At 65.2% G+C, this 5102-nt stretch carries 4 protein-coding genes; 2 read left to right on the top strand and 2 right to left on the bottom strand.

Annotated features, from left to right (window positions below; all coding sequences use genetic code 11):
- Positions 1-218 precede the first annotated feature (218 nt).
- Both A2J02_RS14685 and A2J02_RS14680 read right to left on the bottom strand, forming a co-directional pair.
- Entirely contained in the window at positions 219-896 is a 678-nt protein-coding gene (locus A2J02_RS14685; RefSeq protein ID WP_068050846.1) for a helix-turn-helix domain-containing protein, read from the bottom strand.
- 259 nt (positions 897-1155) lie between these two features.
- Positions 1156-1632 (bottom strand): helix-turn-helix domain-containing protein, encoded by a 477-nt coding sequence (locus A2J02_RS14680; RefSeq protein ID WP_082898795.1) that lies wholly within the window; start codon positions 1630-1632, stop codon positions 1156-1158.
- Positions 1633-2788: 1156 nt separating this feature from the next.
- Between A2J02_RS14680 and A2J02_RS14670 the strand changes: the two genes are divergently transcribed.
- Both A2J02_RS14670 and A2J02_RS14665 read left to right on the top strand, forming a co-directional pair.
- The gene (locus tag A2J02_RS14670) at positions 2789-3997 is read left to right on the top strand and encodes a hypothetical protein (protein WP_068050844.1); all 1209 of its coding nucleotides are present in this window, start codon (positions 2789-2791) and stop codon (positions 3995-3997) included.
- An 89-nt stretch (positions 3998-4086) separates the two neighbouring features.
- Positions 4087-4935 (top strand): hypothetical protein, encoded by an 849-nt coding sequence (locus tag A2J02_RS14665; protein WP_051364806.1) that lies wholly within the window; start codon positions 4087-4089, stop codon positions 4933-4935.
- Positions 4936-5102 lie beyond the last annotated feature (167 nt).

Here is a 5102-nt window from a genome sequence, read left to right as displayed (position 1 = left end):
GACGCTCTTGCTCACATGCGCCGCGACCTGCGGGTCCAGATCATCGAGTGTCCCCAGATGTCGGAAGCCCCCGAATAGCCTGCTGATTCGATCGTGTAGCGGTAGCTGGCTGTCCATTGTGGTCTGTTCCTTCCGAACGTTCTCTCCCCGCGGAGCACTACGAGAGGCTTGGTCCCGAGCAAGCACCCTTGCCCATTTTTTGCGCAACTTCAACTGCTTCACTCGCGCTCCGCCCATCGCTCCTGGAACCTCGCGTCCAGCTCGTCGTCGATGTCGTCGTGCCGCCCAGCCAGCCAGCGGCGGTAGAGCTGCTCTTCGCGCTCGACCGGGTCGTAGTCGGCGGCGGGTTTATCGAGGAGGGGGCCGAAGGCCATCTCCGCCATCGGAGGGAGGGTTCTCCCAGGGCCCCCACTTCTTTCCAAGACCGCGGTGGCATACCGCCCGGCTACGCGGGAAACAAAGGCGTTGAATCCCCCGACGACCTGGTCGAATTCTTCTAGAGGAGGATCCGCGCCACGACAGCTCTCGTGCGCGGCATTGAGCTGCCGGTGCAGCCCGAACAGATTGTTGATTTCGTCCAGAGGAAGCACAATCGCATCCGGCTCGGCGGCGGCACCGCTCGATCTGGAGTTTCTGTTCGACAGGCTCTCCAGAGGGACAGGATCGCCACCGGCGAGAACGGCAGCTGCACTCCCTTTGCTCCACCGCAGCCCTTGGTCGAGTTTCCTGAGCACAGCCGGACTGGGTGCCCGACCGAGAGTGTCGTTTTCGATGTTGCCAAGTGTGGTGTCCGACGGTCCACCAGCATCACGGACCTCGAACCTAGTCAACGCAAGCCTTGCCCGCCGCGCCGCCACCACCTTGCCAAAACGGGCCAGGTCGTCTGTTTCCTGCATTACTGCATCCTATGTCCGATAAGCAAAAAAATCGCAATTCCCAAGTAAATGTACCGGATGGACATAGAAGCAGCTCAGGACTACGAGGTTGTCGCTACGAACCCGTCTAATTTGCAAAAATTTTGCTTCTAAGTTGCTCTGTTTTCGATCGCCGGTACATACTGCACTCATGCCGATGCCCGCCGCGCCACCCTCACCGTCGCTGCGGTCCACGACGTCGACTCAACGACGTTGCCGATTCAGGAACTGGCGAGCCTCGTCACGCCTGAACGCCAGCCGGCCGGTCTCGCGCACGCTCGTAACTGCGAACGAGCTCATCGATCCCGATCTCGAGCGCCGCAGCAAGGCGGCGAGCATTCTCATCGGTCAACTTCACCTCGCCGCGCTCGATACGGGCAATCATCGACGTACTGATACCCACCTGCTGGCCCAGCTGCGGCTGCGTAAGCCCGAGAAGGACGCGCCAATCTCCAGGGAAGCGCTGATCCCGGGGGACGTCGACAAGCTCACCGATGGGCAGGCCCAGGGTCTTCGCAACAAGGGCCAAGGTATCGACCTGAGGACTCCGCGTGCCGGATTCCCATTGCTGGACGGTGGCACCTCCGAGCCCGGACTTTCGCGCGAGATCCGCCCGGCTCATGCCTCTACTTTCACGCAGCGACGTCAGCCGTGCCGGGTCGAACCCCCGCAAGACGCGTCGACTCACTGTCGCATTCCGTTCATTGCTAGACACCATGCCGCACCTCCACTAAGGTCTAATCTGTGCATGACCTTAAACGATGCAAATGTCGTGATAGGTCGAACCGCTTTCTTGACCTGGAGGACAGGCAGTTGCCCTCCACAGTCCCGAACGTGGAGGTGGCGACGCCCCTGATCGAAGGAGGGGCAGAAGCAAAGTAAGAGAAACCCCGGGTGCGCAAGTGATTGGCGTCCGAACGCCCCGGGGTCCCGTATCTGCGAATGACAACTGCGCCTGAACGCACCGCACTCACAGGCCTACCAGCCTAGGTGCACAGCGCAGTCCACACGACTGGAGCACCTATGACATCGCTGCTGAAACCTCAACCGTTACGATTTCGACCCGCCCCCATGCCCCCTCACGGCTACACAGAGTCGACTCCGTGCGCCTCCCTCACCACGGTCGCCGGCATCGGCCTCGTCGCGTGCTCACTCGACGGTGGGCACGACCGCGATCGGCCTCACCAAGAGATCGACGAATCCACGGGCCAGATCCTGACACAGTGGCCATCTCGATCGAGCCAATTCAAACAGCCGAACTTTTCTGACCTCCAGCACGTCGCCTGACGAGCCTAATGCTTGAAATCGGCACCTGCCCAACAAGTGCCGGTTTCAGGACGTGGTGGCCTGGCCCCACCGCCCGGGGCCAGGCCGCCACGTTTCACCACGAGTGACTGGGAGCTCGATCTGCACATCTACGCCAGCTCAAGCTCCTTGCCACGAAGAAAAATCCTGAGATGGAGCCCGGCATGTTTCCTGTTGAGGCTGCCCCTCACTCTCATCTGGTGACCCGGCACGAGGGTCGTACGGTAACGCTTCACTCATCATGTGCCGAACCGCACGAACCTGCCGGTTGTTGACCCAATCACTCGCTACCAGAAAGGAATACGCAGCTTCCTCGGCTTGTCTCGCAAACTTCGCTTCTAGCTCGGCCTGCTGGGCTGACAGCTCGTGGATGCCAGCGTGCAACGGACGCCCGCTGGCATCCACTCCCAAGGCATCACCCGCCGTCCGCGCTGAGGGATCACCCGAAGGCTGACCCTCGTTTTCGGTCGTTCCCCAGCGCGGACAGTGGTGGTTCCACCATCAACCACTCCTGTCACACATCACCCAATACCGCTGCATCACAGCGGCTTACGAAAGGCACACCACTCATGTCTCCTCAGCAAGGAATCGGTGGGCGTCACCGCCGCCGCAGGGACCGGGCTCTCGTTCTCACTGCCGTTCCCGTGGCCGTCGCCCTCGCGTGGGGCACCGCGACCGCACACGCAGCACCACAGGACTTCGTGACCGCACCCGACACCGCACAGTCCGGAACCACCGACACCACCCCCGTCGCGCCGCCGCCCGCGCCGACCCAGGAACGCCAGTTCCTGCCCGGCTACCAGGCCTCACCCCAGGTGCAGCAGACCGAATGGCGTAGCTACAACGACTACCGGTCCGGCAACCAGCAGTCGTCGTACCAGAACACCTACTATGAGCCTGCGCCCGCCCCCGCGCCGCAGGCCGCACCGACCGACGCACCGCCCGCCCTGCAAGCGGCCCCGCCGACCCCGCCGCCGGTTCCGACCGTGCAGCGCAAGGTCATTGCGCCGATCGACGCACCCGAGGGCTATGTCCTCGTCGGCGGCGAACTCGTGCCGTACGACCCGAACCTGCTCGATCCGAACTTGGTAGAGCAGTTCAACAACACCGGAGCCGCTATTCAGGCCGACGGTGGAAACTGGCTCGTGGACAACGGATTCGCCGACGCGTCCCGCGCGGACCGTATCGCTGCGGGCACCATCACCGGCGTCGTCGCCGGTGGCGCGGCCGGCCTCGCCGCATCCGCCGTCCCGGCCGCAGTCATCACCGGTACCGCCGCTGCGATCGGCGGCGGACTCGGCGTCGCTGCCACCACCGGCACCGGAGCCATCGTCTGGGGCGGACCGGTCGGCTGGGTCTTCATCCCCGGCGCAGCAGCACTCGCCGGAGCAGGCGTCGGCGCAGCCCTGTCGGCACCGATCGTTGTCGGTCTGACCGGTGCAGGCGCTGCGATCGGTGGCGTCCTCGGTGCCACCGTCCTCGGCGGTGAGCAGCAGATCATCGAAGAGCCCGCCCCGCTCCCGGCACGCGAGGCCGTCCCGGCACCCCCGGCCCCGCCGGTCACCGCCGCGCCGCTGGCACTGGATGCCCCCAGCGTTCAGAGCGCCGTCGACGCCCCGGTGTGGACCGAACCGGCCTTCGAGCAGGCCACGCAGTTCACCTCGACAGTGCTCGAGCAGCCCGCTGTGGCTGACACCGTCGCCGCGGTGAGCACTGCCGTCGCACCGGTTCTCGACCAGGCGAACGCTGCCCTGGCAGGCCTGAACCTCGCGATCTGATCTCCGGGTGCAGCCCGACCACCGGTGGGCGGGCTGTATCCGAAGGTTCGATCCCGTTCCTGCACTTCGACACTCGGAAAGGCCCTGTTGTGGCACCTCGAGAGACCCCCGACGACAGCTCCGATGATTGGTTCGCCGACCCTGTCGTCGCCGACACAGAGACTGCCGCTGCAGCGTCCGAGCGCAGACTGACCGTCCTGACCGACCAGCACCACACCGACGTCGATCCCGACGACGACTGGTTCGCTGGCGACTCTGCGGAGGACATGGGCTCCGCCCGGCCAGCGGATGGATACAGCTCCTTCGACGAACGGACCTCTCTACTTCGCGCTGGAGGCCCCTACACCGCGCAAACGCCGCCCCCACGGTCGTGGTGGCGACGCCACCGCGCCGCTGTCGCCGTCACGATTGCCCTCACGGTCCTGGTCGGAGGAGGCTTGGGAGCAGCTCTGGTCCTCACCGGTGTCGGTGACGAACCGCAGGCCCCTGCCGCTCTGCTTCCCGCCGACATCGTCACCACCACAACCCTTCCCACATCGGCGGCCCCCGCTGCCGCCGGTGCCGCCGCCGCCGATGTCACCTGGTGCAAGGGCCAAGCCGACGGTGACCCGGTCACCGAAGACAGTGACGACCCTGGCGCGGTGGCGATCTGGCGGTTCGAGAAGGCCTTTTACTTCGACCGCGACGGTGCCGCAGCCCGCGCAGCAGGTGCACCGGACGCGGTGATGGCGTCCGCGCAGAGACTCCAGCAGGGGATCGACCAGCTCGAACCCGACATCGAGTTCTGTGTCCTGGCCGACCCGATCGACGCCGGGATCTACGACGTCACCGTCGTCGAACGCGGACCCGGCATCGACGGCCGCATGAGCCGCCAACGGATCACCACCACCGAGCAGCAGGACGGCACAACGCTCATCTCCGCCATCGTCCCGCGCTGACCCCTTATGACCAGGCACATCCGCTGGACCCCACCGAAGAAGAGAGAAACCGTGCACACATCCATCGACCAGGTTCGCCGCCTCACTCCGCGCCTGCTCGCCGCCACCGCAGCGATGACGGTCGCGGTCTCCGCCAGCGGCGTCGCGGCCGCGCAGCCCTCCGCCAC

It is taken from the genome of Rhodococcus sp. EPR-147, assembly GCF_001647185.1.
In the GTDB taxonomy this organism is placed as follows: Bacteria; Actinomycetota; Actinomycetes; order Mycobacteriales; family Mycobacteriaceae; genus Rhodococcoides.
Note: the sequence above shows the minus strand (reverse complement) of the source record. Positions and strands in the feature narration are given on the sequence as shown.

Bases quoted from the DNA above. Each gene is read 5' to 3' on its own strand.
- A2J02_RS14680 (WP_082898795.1), bottom strand. From the start codon at position 1,632: ATGGTGTCTAGCAATGAACGGAATGCGACAGTGAGTCGACGCGTCTTG.
- A2J02_RS14685 (WP_068050846.1), bottom strand. From the start codon at position 896: ATGCAGGAAACAGACGACCTGGCCCGTTTTGGCAAGGTGGTGGCGGCG.
- A2J02_RS14670 (WP_068050844.1), top strand. From the start codon at position 2,789: ATGTCTCCTCAGCAAGGAATCGGTGGGCGTCACCGCCGCCGCAGGGAC.